This is a genomic window from Providencia sp. (assembly GCF_052096715.1).
GTDB lineage: Bacteria > Pseudomonadota > Gammaproteobacteria > Enterobacterales > Enterobacteriaceae > Providencia.
In genome coordinates, this window is the sequence record NZ_JBQDNB010000021.1 from 26,979 (window position 1) to 45,745 (window position 18,767).

General features: G+C 39.2%; 15 protein-coding genes. 5 read left to right on the plus strand and 10 right to left on the minus strand.

The window, feature by feature from the left end:
- Position 1 precedes the first annotated feature (1 nt).
- From ACTH6U_RS15195 to celB, 3 genes are read right to left on the minus strand one after another with little or no spacing between them, the layout of a single operon-like run.
- Positions 2-1,474 carry a leucyl aminopeptidase family protein gene (locus ACTH6U_RS15195; RefSeq protein WP_441832555.1) on the minus strand — a complete coding sequence of 491 codons (1,473 nt, stop codon included), beginning with the start codon at positions 1,472-1,474 and terminating at the stop codon, positions 2-4.
- Positions 1,467-2,435 carry a N(4)-(beta-N-acetylglucosaminyl)-L-asparaginase gene (locus ACTH6U_RS15200; RefSeq protein ID WP_441832546.1) on the minus strand — a complete coding sequence of 323 codons (969 nt, stop codon included), beginning with the start codon at positions 2,433-2,435 and terminating at the stop codon, positions 1,467-1,469. Before ACTH6U_RS15200 ends, ACTH6U_RS15195 begins: the two co-directional genes overlap by 8 nt.
- A gap of 33 nt (positions 2,436-2,468) precedes the next feature.
- On the minus strand, positions 2,469-3,752 hold the full coding sequence (gene celB, locus ACTH6U_RS15205; RefSeq protein ID WP_294104815.1) for a PTS cellobiose transporter subunit IIC: 1,284 nt from the start codon (positions 3,750-3,752) through the stop codon (positions 2,469-2,471).
- 215 nt (positions 3,753-3,967) lie between these two features.
- Here celB and ACTH6U_RS15210 point away from each other — a divergent pair, with 215 nt between their 5' ends.
- From ACTH6U_RS15210 to ybaK, 3 genes are all read left to right on the plus strand, one after another.
- Positions 3,968-4,843, plus strand: coding sequence for a hypothetical protein (locus tag ACTH6U_RS15210; RefSeq protein ID WP_336429616.1), 876 nt, complete (start codon positions 3,968-3,970; stop codon positions 4,841-4,843).
- Positions 4,844-4,956: 113 nt separating this feature from the next.
- Complete coding sequence (locus ACTH6U_RS15215; RefSeq protein ID WP_294104819.1) at positions 4,957-5,757, plus strand: TraB/GumN family protein; 801 nt, start codon at positions 4,957-4,959, stop codon at positions 5,755-5,757.
- Between the two features lie 26 nt (positions 5,758-5,783).
- Entirely contained in the window at positions 5,784-6,260 is a 477-nt protein-coding gene (ybaK, locus tag ACTH6U_RS15220) for a Cys-tRNA(Pro)/Cys-tRNA(Cys) deacylase YbaK (RefSeq protein WP_294104821.1), read from the plus strand.
- A gap of 53 nt (positions 6,261-6,313) precedes the next feature.
- Here the strand turns inward: ybaK and ushA are convergent, their stop codons facing one another.
- Positions 6,314-7,984: a bifunctional UDP-sugar hydrolase/5'-nucleotidase UshA gene (ushA, locus tag ACTH6U_RS15225; protein WP_294104823.1), complete on the minus strand. Its 1,671-nt coding sequence runs from the start codon at positions 7,982-7,984 to the stop codon at positions 6,314-6,316.
- 330 nt (positions 7,985-8,314) lie between these two features.
- Here ushA and ACTH6U_RS15230 point away from each other — a divergent pair, with 330 nt between their 5' ends.
- Together ACTH6U_RS15230 and ybaL are read left to right on the plus strand one after the other, a co-directional pair.
- Positions 8,315-9,538 (plus strand): MFS transporter, encoded by a 1,224-nt coding sequence (locus tag ACTH6U_RS15230; protein WP_294104825.1) that lies wholly within the window; start codon positions 8,315-8,317, stop codon positions 9,536-9,538.
- 295 nt (positions 9,539-9,833) lie between these two features.
- Entirely contained in the window at positions 9,834-11,585 is a 1,752-nt protein-coding gene (ybaL, locus tag ACTH6U_RS15235) for a YbaL family putative K(+) efflux transporter (RefSeq protein WP_441832547.1), read from the plus strand.
- A 471-nt stretch (positions 11,586-12,056) separates the two neighbouring features.
- On the opposite strand, the gene ACTH6U_RS15240 is transcribed toward ybaL, so the two are convergent.
- From ACTH6U_RS15240 to ACTH6U_RS15265, 6 genes are all read right to left on the minus strand, one after another.
- Positions 12,057-13,370, minus strand: a complete 1,314-nt coding sequence (locus ACTH6U_RS15240; protein WP_434719541.1) for an inosine/guanosine kinase — start codon at positions 13,368-13,370, stop codon at positions 12,057-12,059.
- Between the two features lie 108 nt (positions 13,371-13,478).
- Complete coding sequence (wzz(fepE), locus tag ACTH6U_RS15245; protein WP_441832548.1) at positions 13,479-14,600, minus strand: LPS O-antigen length regulator Wzz(fepE); 1,122 nt, start codon at positions 14,598-14,600, stop codon at positions 13,479-13,481.
- Positions 14,601-14,720: 120 nt separating this feature from the next.
- A complete protein-coding gene (gene hemH / locus ACTH6U_RS15250; protein ID WP_294104847.1) occupies positions 14,721-15,686 on the minus strand; it encodes a ferrochelatase in 966 nt (321 codons plus the stop codon).
- Positions 15,687-15,811: 125 nt separating this feature from the next.
- Complete coding sequence (adk, locus tag ACTH6U_RS15255) at positions 15,812-16,456, minus strand: adenylate kinase (protein ID WP_294104849.1); 645 nt, start codon at positions 16,454-16,456, stop codon at positions 15,812-15,814.
- Between the two features lie 191 nt (positions 16,457-16,647).
- The gene (gene htpG / locus ACTH6U_RS15260) at positions 16,648-18,522 is read right to left on the minus strand and encodes a molecular chaperone HtpG (RefSeq protein ID WP_294104850.1); all 1,875 of its coding nucleotides are present in this window, start codon (positions 18,520-18,522) and stop codon (positions 16,648-16,650) included.
- A gap of 36 nt (positions 18,523-18,558) precedes the next feature.
- On the minus strand, positions 18,559-18,767 hold a 209-nt coding region (locus ACTH6U_RS15265; RefSeq protein WP_441832549.1), incomplete at its 5' end, for a hypothetical protein.

An 18,767-nucleotide genomic window follows, 5' to 3' on the forward strand; every position in this document is an offset into this window, starting at 1 on the left:
ATTATTTCTCCAAGTCATTCATAATATGCTGAATTAAAAGCGGAATCGGTCGACCAGATGCTGTGCTATAACCATTCTCACGCCATAATGCTGTTCCACTAACATCTAAATGTGCCCAAGGTAAATCGGTGGGGCAAAATAGACTTAAAAAGTAAGCAGCTGATGCACTGATTGCCGCATTGTTACTCGGTGTATTACACGCATCCGCAATATGACTTTTCACCTGTCCTGCAAGACGTTTATCCAAGGGCAATGCCCAAATCTCATCACGACTATCCAGACCTGCCTGATGCAAATCGGCACTCAATGCCATATCTGAGGACATGAGTCCGGTTAAGTCATAACCCAATGCTTTCACAACGGCTCCGGTTAACGTCGCCACGTCAATAATATATTTTGGCTGTAATGTGCTGGCGTAAGCAATCCCATCAGCCAATACCAGTCGACCTTCTGCATCTGTATTATTAATTTCTACGGTTAAACCTGAGTAACTCGTCGCAATTTCACTCGGACGCATAGCCTCTGGGCCTATCATGTTCTCCGCCAGCATCAAGATCCCAACAAGATTAACTGGCAATTTCATTTCTGCTGCGGCAACGAGTAAACCAAAAACGTTAGCAGCACCGCACATGTCATATTTCATGGTATACATGCCATCACCACTTTTTAACCAATAACCACCAGTATCATAGGTCACACCTTTCCCGACATATGCACGGCAACGATTATTAGCATCATCGCTACCTTGATAACGAATAATAACAATGCGAGGCGGATTCTTAGCGCCCTTACCAACAGCATGAAGCAAACCAAATCCTTGGGCTTTGACTTCTTTTTCATCTAAGATTGAGGCAGAAAGTGAAGGATAGTTAGCAATCACAGAAGTCACTGTGTCTGCCACAAAAGCAGGCGTACAAATATCACTCGGGATATCCGCTAATTGCCGTGCATCAATCATACCTTTACTCACACAAAAGGCGTGTTGTGCTAATTTATTTAACTCATCTACTTGCTCAACATGACTATAAAAAATCAAATTTTTAATTTTCTGAGTCACAGTTTGAGTGGTTTTAAATTGTTGATCATCAAGGCTATAACTTTGATTAAATAGTAAAATCAATAGCTGCTGGCAGGCACCACGATGTTTCGCTTGGCTAAGGTCAAATAACCGACAATCTACGCATACATTGGCTAGTGGCGCTTTAACCAAAGAACGAATATCTGTAAGTAATTGCCCTTCAGGCCATGATAACCAATGATTTTCAGGAATTAGCGTCAAACGCCCCACGGGCTCACAGCCAAATTGGCAATCGGCAATTTGTCCATTCGCGCTGTAATTATTAAGCTGTTCCACTAATGGACTACGGAGACCTAATTGTTTTAACAAGTCACTTTGCGGATAAGTAATAACTTGTGTCGTAGAAAGTGCCTGAGTAAACGCTTTGCTCTCAATAATAATTTGATAATTAATCATAATGTAACGCTCCATCGATAGGCTCTCTGATCCGCGTTTCATAATCTTGTAACCAATCGCTATCGGCTAGCCTATAGGTCGTGTGCTCATCATGGCGATCCGCTAAATAAACGGTTGGTGACATATTGGCGGTCGCCACAACAAATGAGAAAGTTTTGATATTCGTAGCCACGCCAAATTCACCCAGTGCATTCATACACACCACAGATAAATCACCACAACGGCCAAATCGCTTCATTAATTTATCTTCTAGCTCAAGTACCACTGAATCCGCGGCCTGTTGTGGAGTTAAACCGGCAGCCATACGTCGAACAATCTCATAGCTCGTACAGCCTTTCATTAGATCTTCACCAACACCCGTTGCGGTAGCACCGCCAATTTCGCTATCACAATAAAAACCAGAACCAATTATTGGTGAATCCCCGACTCGGCCTCTACGTTTCATAAATAGCCCACTAGTAGAAGTTGCTACGCTCATACTGCCTTGTAAATCTAACCCGACCATACCGACAGTATCGTGGCCATCATATGGGCTCAATCCTTTATCAATGGTCTCTCTACAACGCTTTTTATAATGTGCAATTGATCTTTGCGTTAGCATTTTTTTCTGCGCAAAACCTTGCTCGATAGCCCACTCTCTGGCTCCACGTCCAACTAATAGCGAATTAAATCGTTCTCGACTTAATGCATGTGCGACACGTACGGGATTCGCAATATCGATCAAATTACCGACTGCACCAAATGCGAGAGAATCGCCATCCATAAAAGCTGCATCTAACTCAACTTCACAGTTTTCACTGGGTAATCCGCCATAACCGACCGATTTATATAAAGGAAAATCCTCAACATCAGAGACTGCCTCTACGACAGCGTGGGATGCGCTTTCACCATGGTTCAACATGCCTGTCGCTCGAGTGACACCTTCTAAGGCCATACGCCATGTTGCTATAATTCCCCACATAACAGCTCCTTGAATTTCTAATAAAACAACAAATTATACTTTCTGTTCAGTGGCTAAATACTGTTTATCAATGATGCGCAAGAAGGGTAAATAGATCATCGCGCCAATCAATAAATTAATAATTTGCATAATACTGCCGCTTATATGCCCCGTGACAATGAAACCACTAATTACCGGTGGCAATGTCCATGGAATAAACACCCCGGTCGTCGAAGCCACGGCTCCTAGGCTCATTGCGATATATTGCGTCGTGATGAGCACAAGTGGGACGAGATTGAATGGGATCAACATAATCGGGTTCATAATGATAGGTAGCCCGAAGAGGATCGGCTCATTAATGTTGAAAATTGAAGCGCCAGCCCCTATTCGTCCAACTTCACGAATACTTTTACTACGCGCAAAAATCAGCATTGCAATCACTAAAGATAAGGTCGCTCCTGCCCCGCCCATCCAAACCATGTCAAAAAATTGTTCTGTAATAACATGAGGAGGTGTTACACCAGCTTGAATAGCGGCAATATTGTCTGTCTGATTTTCCATCCAAAGTGGACGAATAATACCGTTGACCATCGATCCTGAATTTATTCCTACAGACCATAACAAAGTAATACTCAACCCAGTTAACAGCGCACCAAAATATGAAGTCCCAAAGTGGCGCATCGGTGTTGCAAGCGTTTGATAAATAAACTGATGAACTGTTTCATAGCTGGTTTGGGCAACTAAAGTACGGATTGCTAACACTAAAATCACCACCAATAATGCAGGGATCAGTGCCGCAAAAGATTCTTGAACAGCAGGTGGAACGCCTTCTGGCATTTTGATCACCCATTTTTTGCGTTTGATATAGCAAAAAAGTTCAGTCCATATTAATGAACCAATCATCGCTACAAACAGACCTTTACTACCAATCCATTCAGTCGAGATTACAGTGACATTCCCTAATGATTCTGCTTTTAAAAAAGGGGTCAAAATTAAAAAACAGATCAAACCCAAAATTCCACAAGAAACTTGGTCTTCCTCATAATGCTCAGCTAAACGGTACGCGACCATAAAGCTGATAAATAACGACATAGTCGAAAATACGGCATTAAAAGGGATTTCAACAATACTGGTCCAGCTCTCGCCAAAAATACCACTCATAAATTGTTGATAGGCCTGATTCGGAAAGGACGAAATAATTAGCATCACCGAGCCGACGATGATAAATGGCATAAAAGAGACATAAGCCCCGCGAATTGCGCATAAATGCCGTTGTGATGCAGCTTTTGCAGCTAACGGCATCAGCTTAGCTTCTAAGTAATCAAGTACCTTACTCATGGTAAATCTCCCATAAAAGGCGATATTGGATATAACAGACGAAAGTTATTGAGCATTTTAGTTACGTTGTTTTGGTTAATTATCTGTCTATTTGCCAGCGTTTTGATTATTGCCTAAGGCAATTTAAATAAAGTTGCGATACGTCACAGTATTTAGTACCAAATAAACTAGTCTCATAAGATTGAATACAACCTCATTTAGAAGAGGAGTTTGAGATGGAAATAAAATTACATGCTAACGCGACAACGACACCTCGAGTTCGCCGCTACCTGCAACAGTCAGACAAAAGTGACCGCGAGCTTGCTAAAGAACTAGGTATTTCGGTTTCTACCGTACGACGTTGGCGCATAAGGCAAGATGTTGAGGATCAGAAATCCACCCCACGAAATGTACACAAGGTAATGAGACAAGAACAAATTAATCTAGCCCTTTGGCTAAGAACACACTTTGTTTTACCTCTGGATGAGCTCATCACTTATGTTAATGATGGCATGGGACAAGCTATTTCACGGGCAAGTTTAGATAGGATGCTGAAAAAGGGGAATATGGTTCATATGAATATTCTTGGCACCCGAGTTTTAAAAGGGAAAAAAGCCTTGAACAGTGGCCTGCATTGCGGAACATTGAAATTACGCTATCGTCGATTGAATTTACTACCTCAAGATGATGGGCAACTTCATTTACTCTGGTTAGAAGAACAGGTCAGCGGCTATTTGTGCATCGCAATCTTTCAAGGAATATCTGCACAACTCGTCGTCAATTGGTTAAATGAAATACAACCCAGCTTACCGGCTGCTATACAAAGTCTTGAGACTGAAAATAAAACGCTATTTTTAGAATCTGTATTTGAAGAGCACCCATTGCAACAATGGTGTAGCCAACAGAATCTCAACTTAAGTTATTTTGATGTTGAAAATGAGGCATCAATACGACTTGAAATACCATTTTCTACGCTAATACCTGCGGCACAAAACCTAACGGTAGCCGAGTTTTTATCAAGCGTTATCCTTCACCATAACGCGCACTGGCCTCAAAAGAAATTGGGCGGTTTAACACCAGCAGAGTTCTGGCGTCAAAATAGCCACTTATGATTATAGTAAACAGAACAACACGTAAAGAAAGGAAATAATCCCTTGAGTTATTCGCAAATCCACCCAAGATTGTTTAACCTAAGCAACTGAAACTTAAAGTCGGTGGGTTACACATGGGAAAGCTACTCGAAAATTTGAAAAATTGGCTACATACTGAAGTCGCACCAGTATATCCCTATCCTGCTGCTGATATTCGTTTATCAAAAAAACTAAAACTGCATATTGTCGGTAGTATTCATATGGGAACAGAAAACATGTTTCCTTTATCTGCGGTACTTTTAGAAAAACTCAACCAAGCGGATGCGTTGATTGTAGAAGCAGATATTACCGATAATTATTCCCCCTTCCCCTCACAAGCCGCAGCACAGGTGAAGGTAGAAGAACGACTTACCAAAGAAGAGTATGCGTTGTTTTTACAGTATTGTCAGGAAATTCGCCAAGAACCAAGCCAATTCGATAGACTGCCCGCTTGGCAAATTGCACTAATTTTGCAGGCGACTCAAGCTCAAGAACTGGGTTTAAGGGGTTACTATGGCATTGACTATCAACTCTTACGCAGCGCTCAATCGCAACAAAAAGAAATGATTGAACTTGAAGGAACTGATTCGCAAATTGAGCTACTGCTCAAGCTACCTAATCAAGGTTTAGCGCTATTACAAGACTCCCTTGTCCATTGGCGAGCGAATGCACGCTCTTTGCAAACCATGATTAGCTGGTGGCTTGATTATCAACCTAATCATTGTGCGACATTGCCCAATACCTTCAGTGAAGATGTTTACCAAGCCTTAATGGTTAAGCGCAACCAAGCTTGGAGTGAAAAATTAAAAGCACTACCAGATGGAAACTATGTGGTGGCTGTTGGTGCTTTGCACCTATTTGGTGAAGGCAGCCTTGTTGATTATTTACGTAAGTAGTTGATTAGAAAATAGCAGGTATAAATATGACACCCGCAGTAAAATTACTCGAAAAACATAAAATTCAATTTATCTTACACCCTTACGACCATGACCCAAATGAGCATAACTTTGGTGATGAGGCCGTCAATAAATTAGGGTTAGATGCTAAACAGGTATTTAAAACCTTGTTAGTGGCATTAAATGGCGATCAAAAAACGCTGGCAGTCGCAGTCACACCGGTTTCTGGCCAATTGGACTTAAAACTGGTAGCTAAAGTCTTCAAAGTAAAAAAAGTCGAAATGGCCGACCCGCAAATAGCACAAAAAACAACGGGCTATTTACTCGGTGGGATCAGCCCTCTTGGTCAGAAAAAACGTCTGCCTACCGTTATTGATAGCCAGGCCAAACAATATGACACGATGTTTATTTCAGGTGGAAAACGCGGACTTGACATTGAATTAGCGCCAAATGCCCTTGCTGAGGTATTAAACGCGACTTTTGCGGAGATAAAAAAAGACTAACCTAGCAAAAAGCCCCATCTCTGGGGCTTTGAATATCAATCTATTACTGCTGATTATTTATTTTTATAAACAATCTCACCTTTCGGCTCATAATCAGAAGCTTTCAATGGAGAATGTTTCTCAATGTAGCCTTTAAGCACTTCTGCATCAACAAAACCGGTATTTACATAGTTTGGATGATTATCAATTTTAGGGTAACCATCGCCACCGATAGCATTAAAGTTCAATGTCGCCATGCGATAAGTTTTTGATGTATCTACAGGTTTACCATCAATTTTAACATCGCTAATAGTGCCATCTGCATTTAATGTCAGATTAACATTATAAAATTGTCCATAAGCGCCCGCGTCAGGTTTCATATTGGCAACCGCTTGCAGATAAGGAATGACTTCATCACCTTTAAAATCAACATACACCAATTCATTGGCAAATGGCTGAACTTTCAGCACATCTTTATATGTTATCTCACCGGCTTCAATTGAATCACGAACACCACCACCGCTCATAATGGCAAAGTCAGCACCCGCACGCTCTTTTTGTGCCGCTAACAACAAATGACCCATGTTAGTTTGGACAAAACGAACTTTACTACGATCACCTTCTAATTTACCGTCAACTGAACCTACTTTCACGCCAAGTTGTGTGTCACCTTTTTCTTGATAAGGCGTCAACAATTTAGTCATTTCAGGATTATGTGCAATTTCTTGAGTGTAATAGACGCGCTCAGTCGTCCCATCTTCTTTAGTAACTTTTTTCTTTAAATTTACAGGGATCAATTGATAATGTTTTAGTGTGAATTTGCCATTTTTAAATTCAAAATCAGCACGGCCTACATATTTACCCCATTCATGGGCTTGAACAATCCAAGTGCCATTTTGGTTATCAGGTGCACAAGGTGTTCCCGGTACATAATCAGCTTGTTTGTAATCTTTATTTTCTTTTGACATACAAACAGGATCTTGTGAGTGTCCACCCACAATCATATCTAAATAGCCCGCAGGTAAACTACGCGCCATTTCCACATCACCGGGTGCATTTGAACCGTGATTACCATTGTCATAATGTCCCATATGGGTTGCCGCAATGATAATATCTGGTTTTTCAGTTTCACGAAGCTCATCAACAACTTTTTTGGCTTCTTCTGCTGGAACACGAAATTCAACATCAGGGAAATTAGCCGGATTACCAATTCGAACAGTATCATCCGTTGTCAGCCCCATCACCGCAATTTTCACACCTTGCTTATCAAAAATTTGATAAGGCTTAAATAGACGTTTACCGGTACTAGTTTGATAAATATTAGCGGAAAGGAATGGGAAAGTAGCCCATTTTTCTTGTTGGCGCAATATTTCAAGTGGATTATCAAATTCATGGTTGCCCAGTGCCATTGCATCATAACCCACTAAATTCATCCCTTTAAAGTCAGGTTCTGCATCTTGCAGATCAGACTCAGGGACACCTGTATTAATATCACCACCAGATAGCAGTAATACACTGCCGCCTTGTTTAGCAACTTCATCACGGATTTCATCAACAACCGTTTTTTGTGCCGCTAAACCATACTCTCCATTATCATTGTGCCAAAAGTGCCCGTGATGGTCATTCGTATGTAAAATAGTAATATTATAGGCTTTATCTTTTTCCCATGCGTTTGCCAATGCCGCTGGTAATAGCGCCAAAGACACAGTTAACGCACATACTGATGCCTTAAATGTAAACTTCATACATTTCTCCCTGCTGATATAGGAATTTTCTACAGTGTGTGTAGATTATAGTGAGTAATCGAGTTCTGTTTTATAGCATAAAAATTTGAGCAAGATTTGATACCTCTTGCATAATAAGAAATTCGTTTCATAAAAATGAGATCTACTTCAAATAATTCATTGTTATGCTTTTTGAAACTTCTTATTTCTTCATTTAAATATAGGTGAAATACGGCGAATTATAGACAAGCTGTAGATGATCGAGATTGAATATAACCACTAACTTGAAGTATGCCAAGAATATCGGATATATTGATAACAATTATATAACACAATAATAAGTTGATAATTATGAGTGAGCAGACCACAACACCAAACAACATCAGTCCACCGAAACCGTCGAGCAAAACAGGGAAAACTGTTTTTAGTATTCTCACCGCAATCAGTTTTTCTCACCTGTTAAATGACATGATCCAATCGCTAATCCTAGCGATTTATCCATTGTTGCAAGCTGATTTCTCGCTGAGTTTTGTTCAAATAGGAATGATAACCCTAACTTATCAAATTACGGCATCATTACTACAGCCAATAATTGGTTATTACACGGATAAGCACCCACAGCCCTATTCCTTACCTATTGGCATGACCTTCACCCTTTCAGGATTAATACTACTAGCGATGGCTGAAACTTTCCCCATGATTTTATTAGCGGCGGCGCTAGTGGGAACTGGATCATCCGTATTTCACCCTGAATCGTCTCGCGTCGCACGTATGGCATCTGGTGGACGTCACGGTCTTGCCCAGTCGTTTTTTCAAGTTGGGGGAAATTTAGGGGCTTCATTAGGCCCATTACTTGCAGCGCTGATTATTGAACCTTACGGCAAAGGCAATATTGGTTGGTTTTCGCTTGCCGCACTACTGGCGATTGTCATTCTATTACAGGTTAGTAGCTGGTATAAGCAACAACACCGCACAGCAAATAAAAAGAGCACTTATGACGCTAATATTAAAGTTTTACCGCGCAAGGCAGTAATCGGCTCTTTGGCTGTCCTGCTGGTATTAATCTTTTCTAAATACTTTTATTTAGCGAGCATTAGCAGCTATTACACATTCTATTTAATCGATAAATTCGGTGTTTCGGTTCAAAATGCCCAAATTCACCTCTTTGTATTTTTATTTGCTGTTGCTGCAGGCACTATGATTGGTGGCCCTATCGGTGACAAAATTGGTCGTAAGTATGTTATTTGGTTTTCTATACTTGGTGTTGCGCCATTTACCTTAATTTTACCTCACGTATCGCTCTATTGGACAGGCGTACTCACTGTGATCATTGGCTTGATATTAGCATCTGCTTTTTCAGCGATCCTAGTTTATGCCCAAGACCTGATCCCCGGTAAAACAGGAATGGTTTCAGGCCTCTTTTTTGGACTAGCCTTTGGCATGGGTGGTGTTGGCGCAGCAGTACTCGGATATGTTGCAGACCAAACCAGTATTGAACAAGTTTATCAATATTGCGCCTTTCTACCATTACTTGGTATTTTCACAGTGTTACTACCAAATATTGGTAATAAATAGTTTTATTTTCTTATTTTACCCATACTTATCAAAACATAAGTATGGGTTACTACAGCTATATTTGACTCAAATATCAGCCCTAAATCTCAAAAACTAAAACCTTTAAACTATTTATCACCTCTAGTCCGCTTTTTTTTTAAAAACATTGCATTTTTTTAAGGCAATTTATCTCAAAAAAAGATAAAATACCTAAACATGAAATTTGTATTTCAAAATGATAGTCAATGCATCACCGTCATTTTAAAAGTCAAAGGCATGTACCCACCTTTTTTATTCACGACCCAGAGGAGACTAAATGGAGCATTCAACGCCCTTAATTACAACCATTGTTGGTGGTCTCGCCCTTGCATATTTGTTAGGAATGATAGCTCAACGATTAAAAATTTCCCCTTTAGTTGGTTATTTAGCGGCTGGTGTACTAGCCGGTCCTTTTACACCTGGATTCGTCGCCGACACCACCCTGGCACCAGAGCTCGCTGAAATAGGTGTTATCCTATTAATGTTTGGGGTTGGCCTTCACTTTTCACTTAAAGATTTGCTCGCAGTTAAAGCGATTGCCATCCCCGGCGCAGTGGCACAAATAGCGGTCGCAACGATATTAGGCCTCGGCCTTTCCATGTTATTTGGCTGGGGAATATTTACTGGTATTGTTTTTGGACTCTGTTTGTCTACCGCCAGTACCGTTGTACTACTTCGAGCCTTAGAAGAACGACAACTAATAGAAAGTCAGCGCGGACAAATTGCCATTGGTTGGTTAATAGTTGAAGATTTAGCCATGGTGCTAGCTCTTGTACTATTACCTGCTGCTGCTGCCATCATGAATACCGATGACGCAAGCTTTAGCGAGCTTATCCTCGGACTTGCTTGGACAGTTGGTAAAGTTGTTGCCTTTATTGTTCTTATGGTTGTTATTGGCCGTAAAGTGATCCCATGGATTTTATCGCGCACTGCTTCAACGGGTTCCCGCGAGCTCTTTACCTTAGCCGTCCTTGTTCTTGCATTAGGTATAGCTTATGCGGCGGTGGCAATATTTGATGCCTCATTTGCCCTTGGTGCTTTCTTTGCCGGAATGGTATTGAATGAATCTGAGCTTAGCCATCGTGCTGCTCAAGATACCTTACCGCTACGCGATGCATTTGCCGTACTGTTTTTCGTTTCTGTCGGTATGCTATTTGACCCAATGGTACTATTACAGCAACCGCTGGGTATTTTAGGTGTACTTGCGATTATCATTATCGGTAAGTCAGCCGCAGCATTGGTGCTTGTACGCATGTTTGGTCATTCACGGCGAACAGCACTAACCATATCAGTCAGTCTTGCACAAATCGGTGAGTTTGCCTTTATCTTAGCAGGTATGGGATTAGCACTCGGTGTGATGGATAAAGACGCTCAAAACCTTGTATTAGCAGGTGCAATTGTCTCTATCATGCTTAACCCTATCTTATTTACCTTATTAGATAAGTATCTTGAAAGAACAGAAACTATCGAAGAGCAGCTTCTTGAAGAAACCTTAGAAGATGAAACTCAAGTTCCTGTCGATATCTGTGGTCACGCCATTATTGTTGGTTATGGACGTGTCGGTGGGATGCTAGCGGACAAACTACGTAGAAAAAATATCCCACTGGTTGTCGTTGAGGACACTCGAGCTAGATTTGAAGGTCTTGCCGAAAATGGATTTAGCGCAATCTTAGGTAATGGAGCAAACAAAGAAACCATTAGCTTAGCGCGTATTGAATGTGCGAAGACCTTACTTGTGACCATTCCTAATGGTTATGAAGCTGGTGAAATTGTGGCAACAGCTAAAGAACTAAACCCTAATGTTATCGTGATTGTCCGTGCTCACTACGATGATGAAGTTAGCTTCATAAAAGAACGTGGAGCGGACCATATTATTATCGGTGAACATGAAATTGCTAAATCAATGGCAACCTTCATGTGTAACGATGTCGAAGAATTTGGCTGCTCAATTGATGACAATTCGGATAGTAACCATGATGGAAAAAATGAAGGAAAAAATTTAGATGAGTATCTAAAACCATCTCATTAATTACTTCTTGGTTTAAAAAACAAACAGTAAAATACAAAAAAGGAAGCCATTTGGCTTCCTTTTTTTATCTTGAAATTCACTCAGTCTTCTTAAACCACAATTACTCACTAAACAAAATTAAATACATTAATAATACTTATCAACTATAAATAATATGCTCGAATTTTAATTATCAAAAATAGGCGCATTAAAGTTAAATTTTATAATCAATTTTTATAAACACTCATATTTGATATCACCATCCAAATATGACTAAAAATTATTCAACAATAATACGGTTTTTTTGATTAATTTAATTTCAACTAACTTAAGTGGCTATTTTAGCCTTCAAATAAGTATTTTTGTTAATACCTAATCTAGTAGCAATAGTATAGTGATTAACTTGAATGCCCCAATGTTGATTTAAACATTGGGGCATTCAATTACACTCAATAGTATTTACTCATCTAATAATCACTCACGATAATAAATTTATCTTTCCCAATAAGATTCTTCTAAGCTATCTTCTTTCTCAGGTAAACCACGAGTCAATCGTGGCGAGTGTTGGGTTAAAACCTGATAACTGACACGGTTTGCATATTTGCACACTTGCGCTAATGATGAGTAAGTTAAGTATTGGCGCTCATGCTTACTTGAATTTGGCACATTAGAGCGGTGGTAGGAGTTCGCCGTAATATCATGAAGCAATGCAGATAAAGCCCCATCCCCTGCACCATTCGTATTCATTATTTTCTCTGGCCCACCCATATAAGGCTCAATATGAGAAAAGATTTTCAATGGGACTTTGCAATCTTGCTGGCGCATAGCGCGGCTAAACTCATACAAATTAAACTCAGCAATCGCACCGGGTAATAATGGATGTTGAGTCACCCGTTTGACGGCTTCTTCAGTATAACCCGCCATATATAGCCCTGAAGGGCCCGCGGTGCATAAAACAAGGTCAACCCAATCTAATGCCATATTAGAAGCAAGCAAAGGGTCACTAAAGCCTGTCAATTCTAATGCTTCGTCCTCATTCATTGCCACGACAGATATATGTTCTGTTAGGAAGTCACGCCAAAATTGAGGATCTTGAGCAATAACAAACTTAGTCCCCAAGGTTAACACGACAGGAACATTATGTTTTTTAGCATAGGTGATTGCTTGCATTGTGGCTTCAGGCATCGTTTCACCCGGCTTACAACGCACTAAATACGCTGTTAAAACCAAAGCAGATGCATTTGCGATAATATCTTCTGGAATACTATCAGGGTGCAAACGATTCATATGACCAGGGCTAATGGCAAAAGTCCGCTCACCATTTTCTGTTATTAACGTAAAACAGCGGCCAATAGGTCCATCAACACCTTGTAAATAGTTAAGATTAACGCGGCTAGAGGTATGGCACAAATAACGATATGAATAACTACCTATCCCTATGTTATTACACATAGTTCCAAGCAATACAGATTTATCATCAGCCAGTACAGAATAGTTATGTAGTGTATTACCAATAGTGCCACCGGCAAACTCATGAGTAATCAATGCGTTGTCTGTAAGCTCTTTATAAAGCGATTCAGCTGAATCGTCTTCAATAACTAATGAATGACCTTTACTTAATTGATAACGCTGAATAAATTCATCATCAACTTTAGCTTCTATATCCACTAATGTTTGATCGATACCAACAATATAAGATTTACAATTTTCGTCTTCGCTCATTCTCTCTTTAATTGGTTGCAAAAGAGGATCTCTGAGGCTGACAGGGAAATAGTGTTTTGATTTGCGTTGACCGGGGAATTTCATAATGAAAAAAATCAGAAAAGGAACATTGGTCTATTCTAGCACGATAAAAGAAAACCAGCACCCTTGTCTCAAGGTGCTGGCTTCATTATTAATTATTTAGCAATTTACTTAATGTGTATTTTGTTTGTTGTAATCACGAAACAATTCACGACTTAACACAAAAGCACAGCTAAGAATAAATCCAAGTATTGCACTCAATGCAACAATCAATGAAGATTTAGGTGAGTCTTTACGTAGCGGTAAATCTGGCGTTAGAATAAATTTCACTGGTGTAAAATTTAATTCTTGGCTCGTTAACTCATTCAAATTATTAATATAGTGTTGACGATTTTGTAAGTCTTCACTCATTAATTCAATATCTCGACTTTGTGTTTCAATCAGTAATTTTTGCTCTAGCGCTTCAGTTCCCAATGCAATTGGATAATCAGGATCATCAATAATAGAAGCCGCTTCACTCGAAATCGGTTTTGTCACGCCCGCTGCTTTCGCAATATCAATAGCGCGTTTTAATCTTTCAACTTTAACATCATACTTAGTACGAATTTTAGTAATTTCCTGCTTGAAAGATTCCGTTGCATATACCAATTGGCGAGCAATGGCATTTTCAATTTCTATTTTGATTTGCGTTCTGACTTTTGAAGCCGTATAACGAACATAGCCTTCAAGTAAGTCTTGAGCTTCAATAGGTTGAGGGGCAGTAAAAGTTAAAACAATATCAGTAGAATCACTGTTTTTCTCTTTTGATTTATCTTTAAGTTGAATACCATTCTCAATGATTTGATTAACCAATCTTTGCTGGCTAAGCACTTCTTCTTTTGAATCTATTTTTTGTGAAAGCTTTTTATAATAATCAGTACTTCTCACATAGGCTTCTTGATTTACTTTCGAACGAAACTGATCAATGAAAACATTGAATATACGTTGTGCGCCTAAATCAATATTAATATCTAATACACTCAATTGTGCGCCAATTGAACTAATCTCTTGAATCTCTTCAGACGTTGGAGGGATCACAACGGCTGTGCTCGTCCACTTTTGTGGTAAATAACTGACGACAACAATACTTATAATTGTCATTACAACTGTAAAAGCAATTATTAGAAATTTATGCCTCAGCAAAACTGCTAATAATGCCATTAAGTCAATTTCATCACTTGGTTGCATATTGAATTGCGGACTTTGCACTAGTGCCTGTTTTAAGCCACCTTGTGATTCTTTACCATTGCTCATATTAATTCCAAATGACATATAATATTTTATATAATTAAGTTATAGATAAGTATTATAGTCAATTTTGAAATTTTTGATATATCGATAACAGCAGATTATTGTATTAATTTAAGCCATAGATTATTTAATTACACCTTTTATAATTAATTTAAGCATGTCAATACTATTTTGACTATCATTTAACGCAGGAATGTAATGATAATTAGTACCGCCGTTATTGATAAAAAATTCTTTATTTTGCTCGCTGATTTCCTCTAATGTCTCTAAGCAATCCACTGAAAATCCTGGACAAATTACCTGAACGGATTTTACGCCTTTTGCGGGTAATTGCTGCATAGTTTTATCCATATAAGGCGTTAACCATGGCTCACGACCAAAACGAGACTGATAAGTTAATAACACTTTTTCACTTGGAAAATCTAAAGCTTCTCTCAGTAATTGTGCCGTTTTTTCACATTCTTGCTGATAAATATCGCCTGTATCACAATAACGCTGAGGGATGCCATGAAAAGACAGCACTAATCTATCAGGCTCACCATGTTCAGAAAAACTGCTTTCAATAGAAGAAACCAATGCTTGAATATACGCAGGATGCGTCGCATAGCTACGAATAAACTGTAGAGATGGGATAGTCCTCATCCTCTGAAATACTTTCGTCACAGCATCATAGACGGCCGCTGTTGTAGTACATGAATACTGAGGATATAACGGTAATACGATTAAATCAGTAACATTTTGGCTCATTAAATTATCTATCGCACTTTTCACTGAAGGTGAACCATAACTCATGCCTAATTCAACCGGTATCTCAGGAAAACATTGCGCTAATTTTTCTTTCTGACGCAAAGAGTAAACTAATAAAGGAGAACCCTCTTCTTGCCAAATTGATTGATATAGTTTCGCCACTTTAGACGAACGCAAAGGTAAAATTGCACCATGCAAAATGGGTTTCCAAATAATGCGAGGAAGATCAATAACACGAATATCACTCAAAAATTCGGCCAAATAACGTTTAACTGCGGATGTTGTTGGGGCATCTGGAGTGCCTAAATTAACTAACAGAATTCCGGTTTTTTTTTCTAACATTATAATTACTCCTAATTGATAATCATTCCCAACTTTATCACAGATAAATAACTATTTTTGACACCAAGTGGCACAAAAATAAAGGCAGCGGTTATCGCTGCCTTTATTAATAATCAATTCTAAAATTAACCGAGAATTTTAGCTAATTCTTCGCTCACTTCTGAAACTTTACGCGTGCCATCTAATTTAAAGTATTGAGTATTACCCGCTTTGGCTTCTTTTTGATAATAAGCAATTAAAGGTGCGGTCAAATCATGATACTCAACTAAACGCTTACGTACGGTATCTTCTTGGTCATCTTTACGAATTGTTAATTCTTCACCGGTAACATCATCTTTATTCTCAACTTTTGGTGGGTTGAAATTAACATGATAAACACGACCTGATGGTGCATGTACACGACGACCTATAATGCGTTCAACAATAATATCATCAGGTACAGCAAATTCCAGAACGCTATCAACCGTGATACCTGCTTCTTTCATTGCATCAGCTTGAGGAATTGTACGTGGGAACCCATCCAACAAGAAGCCGTTACGACAGTCATCTTGTTTGATACGCTCTTTAACCAACGCGATAACTAATTCATCAGTTACTAACTTGCCGTTATCCATCAGATCTTTAGCTTGTTTACCTAACTCGCTTCCTGATTTAACAGCGGCACGTAACATGTCACCAGTTGAAATTTGTGGGATCCCAAATTTCTCCATAATAAATTGAGCTTGAGTGCCCTTGCCTGCGCCTGGAGCGCCGAGCAGAATGATACGCATTGCGTAAACCCCTTGCTTTTAGTTTTTTATAATTTGAAAAGAAAACAAGCTACCATACCATTAGCATAGCGCTCGACTCAAGAAGACACGTAAACGTTTTCGCATTTAACTTTCTTCGCAAAAGAAAAAAACCACGCTAAAGCACAAGCTAAAACGTGGTTTATGTTCAAAAACGAAAATGAGTCACTTAATTATTTCAAAAGTAATTCATTGATTTTGCGAATGAATAAGTTTGGATCTTCTAACGTGCCACGTTCAGCAAGTAGTGCTTGATCCAAAAGTACATCAACCCAATCAGAGAAAACAGATTCATCAGTCACTTCTGATGCCTTTTTAACTAATGGATGTGCTGGGTTTAACTCGAAGTTATATTTAACTTCAGGCGCTGCTTGCCCTGCTGCCGCAAATAGTTTGGCCATCTGCGTACTCATTTCATCTGCATTAGTCGTTACAATTGCTGGCGTATCAGTTAAACGATGAGTTAGTTTCACATCATTAACGCGTTCACCTAAAAAGGTTTTTACACGCTCTACAAATGGTGCTAATTGTTTATCCGCTTCTTCTAACTCTGCTTTATTTTCATCGGCTAATTTATCTAATGACTCATCAGCTTTACTAACTGACTGGAACTGTTTACCATCAAATTCAGATAGGTAATTCATCATCCATTCATCAATACGATCAGATAGCAGCAGAACCTCAATTCCTTTATTACGGAATAACTCTAAATGTGGACTTCCTTTCGCAGCAGCGTAACTATCAGCAGTAATAAAGTATATTTTGTCCTGCCCTTCAACCATACGGCTTATATAGTCTTCCAAAGAGACATTTTGCACACTACTTTCTGAGTGCGTTGTCGCAAAGCGCAGAAGTTTAGCAATCGCTTCACCATTGCTTGTATCTTCCGCAGGCCCTTCTTTCATGACTAAGCCAAATTGTTGCCAGAAAGCTTGGTATTTTTCAGGATCATTTTTTGCCATTTTCTCTAACATTTGCAAGACACGTTTAGTCAACGCGCTACGTAAATTACGTGTTAGTGCGCTATCTTGCAAAATTTCGCGAGAGACATTCAGTGGCAAATCGTTCGAGTCAAGCACACCGCGTACAAAACGTAGGTAATTAGGCATAAACTGTTCAGCATCATCCATAATAAAGACACGCTGTACATACAGTTTTAAGCCATGCTGTTGGTCACGATTCCATAAATCAAATGGCGCTTTCGATGGGATATACAGCAAGCTGGTATATTCTTGTTTACCTTCAACGCGATTATGGGTCCAACTCAACGGGTCAGCATAGTCATGAGAAATATGTTTATAGAATTCGACATATTCCTCATCTGAAATTTCAGATTTATTACGCGTCCACAGTGCTTTTGCTTGGTTAATTTTTTCCCAAGTGACTGTACCATCTTCTTCATTTTTATCTTCAATCTCAACAGGCAATGCGATATGGTCAGAATATTTGCTAATCACTGAACGTAAGCGCCAGTTATCTAAATATTCTTTTTCATCTTCTCGAAGATGCAAAGTAATTTCTGTACCACGTTGTTCTTTTTCGATATCAGCGATGGTGTAGTCACCTTCACCAACAGATTCCCAAAAAACACCTTGGTCAGGGGCTGAACCTGCCGCACGGGTGCGTACAGTCACTTTATCAGCCACAATGAACGCAGAATAGAAACCAACACCAAACTGCCCAATCATTTGGCTATCTTTGGCTTGGTCACTACCTAATGATTCTAAAAATGATTTAGTACCCGATTTTGCAATAGTCCCTAAATTATCAATCACCTCTTCACGGCTCATCCCGATACCGTTATCACTGATTGTTAACGTTCCTTTATCTTTATCGGCACTGATGCGCACATGCAATTCACCATCATTTTCATACAGTTCAGGTTTTGAAAGTGCACGAAAACGCAGCTTATCTGCGGCGTCTGACGCATTTGATATAAGCTCACGCAAAAAGATTTCTTTATTTGAATAAAGCGAGTGGATCATCAATTGCAGCAGTTGTTTAACTTCTGATTGGAAACCGCGAGTTTCCTGTCCTTTCATACTCATTAATGGCCTCTATATCTTTAATCTAATTGAAGAGTTTTAACTTATCGATAGTCCAATAGTTGGGGGCATAAAATGAGAATTCAAGCTCACCATATAAAAAATCATACAAATCACAATAAAAAGCAGAGAGCTAAAATAACAAGATAAGCTTTGACGGTTTTTAAAATTTTGATGTTTTTGAAATTTTTGAAATTTTTGAAATTTTTGAAATTTTTGAAATTTTTGAAATTTTTGAAATTTTTGAA